This window comes from Endozoicomonas sp. ONNA1 (assembly GCF_024606325.1).
Lineage (GTDB): Bacteria > Pseudomonadota > Gammaproteobacteria > Pseudomonadales > Endozoicomonadaceae > Endozoicomonas_A.
Genome location: NZ_JAHHPN010000230.1, coordinates 1 through 3,947, shown reverse-complemented (window position 1 = coordinate 3,947; position 3,947 = coordinate 1). Strand labels below are relative to the sequence as shown.

At 47.0% G+C, this 3,947-nt stretch carries 1 protein-coding gene; it reads left to right on the top strand.

The window, feature by feature from the left end; genetic code table 11:
- Positions 1-3,825: transglutaminase-like domain-containing protein (locus tag KDK19_RS05435; RefSeq protein WP_257291501.1), on the top strand; the 3,825-nt coding region annotated here is incomplete at its 5' end.
- Positions 3,826-3,947: the final 122 nt, after the last annotated feature.

Below are 3,947 nucleotides of genomic sequence, written 5' to 3'. Positions count from 1 at the left end.
GGACGGGGCAAGGATGCCACCCTGAACCTGATGATTCAAAGCGTCAAACAGCAGACTGAGCAACGGGGTGAATCCATGCCAGAGGTCTTTCTCCTGAATGCCTGTGATTGTTCCTGGGACAAAGTGTGTGAAAAGATCCAGACGGCAAAAGTGCATGGCGGCATCGTGGTTATTTCAGAAATGAATCTGATCGACAGCCAGCATCTGGAAGGTGAATTGAACGATATTCTGGCCGGCGACGCCCATCCAGGATTCCATCTGTTTGCCACCATCAACCCACCTGAGTACAGCGGGCGAAAACCCTTATCACCGGCGCTGAAAGGGCGTTTCCGGCATTTGCCTATCCGGCAGTACAGCTCGGTAGAATTGCAGACCATTGCCGAAAAAGTGCTGCCGAAGACCCTGCAGGGGAAAATCATCGCTGAACATCTGACTAAGCAACATTGTCGTTTAAGAACTGAGCTGCAACGGAAAAAACTGCCGTTGCAGCCGACCAGTCTTGACTTACAAAATGTGGCCATAGCCGTCATCCGAGGGGGCGATTTTACCGAAGACGGACTAAACCAATGTATTAATCAGCATTACCGGCTTTATCTGATGGCTGCCGGGATATCGCTGGAGGCATTGCCAGAGTCATCGGCTCTTGTCACGAGTAATGCTGATCTTGATTCTAAACTTTGCAAATGGTTCAACAAAACGGTATCGGACATTGATCGTCCATGGTTGATACGACTCGGTGATCTCAACAGCATTGATGAAAAACGCCACGAAATTTGTATCAAGTCTGACCTTAGTGGAGAGGAAGCCAGAACCGAAATCATCAAGAGGGTAGCTCAGGCCAGTTGGCAAGCATCCGGTCTTTCCGTGAAACCGGGTGAGTCCGACGATATTCTCACCCAGGCGCTATACCGACACTGGCAGCAACGCTGGTTTGATCATAAGTTTGGCCAGACTGGCGTGGACGTTAATAGCGTATTTCCCCTGACGGAAGAAGAAAAACAAACGCTGAAATTATCAGCTAACCAGCCTTATCTTCGGGAGGCTGATCAGCGGATAGAGGCATGGAATACCAATGCCGTTCAATGTTGGCCTGTATTTTGGCATCAGATGAGTGATCTGCTGAGCCATCTCGTTGATGATTATATTGACGAAGCACCCGTAATTGGCAGTGATAACGATTCTGAACAATACCTGCCACAAGTCCACGAAAAACAGGCTCCGGCATTGGATCAGAATACGAACCATGAGCCACAACCTGTTAACGAAGCGTTGACTATTGGCACTGATGAAGCGCCTGAAAAATACATTCCAGAAGCCCACGCGGAAATGGCTCCGACATTGGATCGGATAACAAACTATGAGAATCGGAGTAAGCCAAAACGTAACGAATATATAATTTTTAATAGCCAGAGACATCTTCCCAGCTTTTATCGGTTTAGGGCAGAGGACGTTTATGTGTCTGATAAGGGCGAGATCTCAAGGATCACTATTAATGATCTTCATATGCAGGGAGCCGAAGTCCTCATTCCTGACCGGTTACCAGGGCAAGACCAGGAAGTGACATTGGCCAGTGACCAAACACTGGCAACCTTTGACTGGACATCGGACGATGATCAATGTGAATTGCCCGACCTGACGCCTAACGACTATATCGTAGCCCTGCGCCTCGAGCCCGATATGAAATTTACTCTGATCAGGGACCGATATACCGGGCTTCACACACTGTTTATTCCAGAGGCCAAACCCAACCAGAGTATTCAAATTGCTTATGTCGTAGAACCCAGAATAGCGGTCAGAAAAACACCTGCCAGAGGAGCCGGACCATCGCGACCAACACGTTTTGATGCCCGTTGTTCCGAAGGTATGAAAAACGTACTGAAAAACCTGTTTGACGTCAATCGCCAACAACCAGCCGATGTAAAGGTGCTTTTGCAGGGAATACAGGACACTACAAACACGAGGCAATGCATTGAGGCGATCGCGCACTATTGCAAACAGTTTTCTGGCGATGCTGAACCAGGGCGCTATGAGAATTTCTTTCAATTCCTGGTAACACGGCGACAAGGAAGCTGTCGTCATCGTGTGCCTGTTTTTATTGCTCTTTGTCGTTATTTTGGCATTCCATGCCGACTAATTTCCAGCCGTATGCACGCCTTTGCAGAGTATTCCCCGGATGGAGGCGAAACCTGGGCACGAGTGGATTTGAGCGGATCATCTGTCGAGAAAACAATCATCAAATCTAACTTCCAGCCCATCAGAGAGGTCAGTGGCTCTGGCGCTGGGTCAAAGAAGCTTAAGGATCTCCTGAAAGGGGCTGATTTAGCACAACAGCAAGCTCTGACTGAAGCCTATGGTATTAGCCTTGAGGAATTGAAGAGAGCCATTGAGACAGGTGGTGCATTGCCAATAACCGATCCGAGCACATTCACAATAGTTAAGAAGCTTTGGGAGAAAAAAGATTTACCTGAGTTTTCCATGGGTGTCTCAATATTACTGGAGACAGAAACATTGAGCTATTCCGAGAAGGAATTGGTCGGCGATGTCTATGACCCAGGCAGGCGTAAGTATAAACTCATGTCGGAGGCGGTAAAAAAAATATTGTCCAACAGTGATGGAGAGCAAATCACTGAACAGCTCAAGCTACTCCATTCAAAAATGATTGTTCAGGCCGGAGCAAGCCCTCACCAGTGGTTGAGTTCAATCATCGAAATACTGAAGGACAGTGACTTAAACAAGCCTTCGATTATTCGACTTGCCGATGCAGCCCTGGAATCGGGTTGGCTAAATCCGTTGCCGACCGACGAGAGGCGTATTGTAAACGCCTTTGAGCATCATGAACTATTGTTGCGTCTGGAACGTATTGATGAACTGAAAGTTAAAGCCGCCCAATGCCTGAAAAATTGGTATAAGGAATTGTTGTCCAAGGAAAAAAATAGTCAGCAATGGCAGTCGGCTTATGAAGAATTCCAAAATAAAAAAGGTAATGTCTTGTTCGTTACTCATTGTCATGATGGGTTTTCGCCATTTCTTAAAGCTAACATTACCGATCCATCTTTGCAGACCGCCTGGACAGACGAACCTGAGGGCGTACCGAATATAGAACGAATGCTGGTGCGCCAGCCTGCCTTTGAGCAATTAACCTCGGACAAGGCGAACCACCGTCCGGTGATTATCCTGGGGCAACCTTCCTGGTCCGGCAGCACAGTGTTGTATGAAAAGATCGAAGCTCTGTTGCAAATAAAAGCTGAGAGTAGCCCGAACTTGAAGCAGTTATTGGAAAAAATCAAACTACATCCCCTTCGGGTATCACCGAGGGACATGAAGCTTCTGAATGATTTAAAAGGAAAATGCCTGCAAGCAATTCAGCACGCCTTCAGTCATTACCTGTATGGAGTGACACACTCGAAAGGAGGTTGCTTAACCTATTGTTGGGGTGATGCTTCCGTTCTTCCATACGGTCATCAGGATGTCTTTGATAAGCCTGATCCATTCCTGTTGAAGATGCTGCACCATTTTCATATAAAACACTTCAAAGGCAGTCACTTATCGTTTGCTTCGGGCGAGGCTCCTGCCCCGCTTGACGATGGTCGGAACAACTATGGCGCTCATGAGCCATCCTCACCGGAAGAGCTGTATGCCATGATGTCTGTCATCAATAGCTCTTCAGAGCTTCAGACATCTGTTATGGATGCCCACTTAAGGCAAGCACTCAACGCCAATAACGCTCTGGTGCTCAAATCCGATGAGCTGACAAAAATTGCCCAAGAGTTTTTGAACAGCGTGAATTTGAATTCCTTGTGTGATTCATTGGGTACATGGCCATAGTTTGTTCATGACGAGTATTTCGAAATCAATGATGTCCTTCAATGGTTACGGCTAACTATCCAAATGGAACTTTAGGTCTTTCTTAAGGTCATATTATTAAACACTTTCAATACAGTCCTTCA